Origin of the sequence: Bradyrhizobium sp. NBAIM08, assembly GCF_020193935.1 — a bacterium.
Taxonomy (GTDB): domain Bacteria; phylum Pseudomonadota; class Alphaproteobacteria; order Rhizobiales; family Xanthobacteraceae; genus Bradyrhizobium; species Bradyrhizobium yuanmingense.
In genome coordinates this window covers 1-449 of sequence record NZ_JADYVR010000340.1, presented here as the reverse complement: position 1 = coordinate 449, position 449 = coordinate 1, and the positions used below count along the sequence as shown (strand labels likewise).

Annotated in this window: 1 pseudogene; it reads right to left on the bottom strand. The window is 73.3% G+C overall.

The features are described 5' to 3' along the window. Positions 1 to 238 (bottom strand): annotated as a pseudogene (locus I6F37_RS39805) (hypothetical protein); the annotation flags it as partial. Positions 239 to 449: the final 211 nt, after the last annotated feature.

The window sequence follows — 449 nt, the reverse complement described above, 5'->3', positions numbered from 1 at the left end:
GGGAAAGCACCGCGACGTAGGCCAACCCGTCGCTCGTGTCCCACACGATCGCCCGGGCCACCCGCTCGACCGGATCACCGGGGCGGTGCGCCCGCACGACCTCCTTCGCCGGCTCGCGCAGCTCGATCGCCGCGATCCGCCACTGCGGACGGGCGACGCGACGCTCGCGGCGCAGCAGTGCGGTGACGCGGCGGATCTCGTCCGCGGTCAGCGGATCCAGAGGATGGGGACCGGTCACGTGGCGCCTCCTGCTCGGCTCGGCCGCCCGCAGTGTTGATGATCGGCGCGATCCCGGGCAACCTCCCGACCGAGCGGGCTCTCCGGACCGACCGCGACACCATCCGGTCCCACCTGGGTAAAACCCGGTGAGGGGGGCGTTGTTGCCCGCCCCGGACACCGGTCGTAGGGTGGTCGCCGCGGTCACCCCCGGCCGCTGATCACGATCTGCC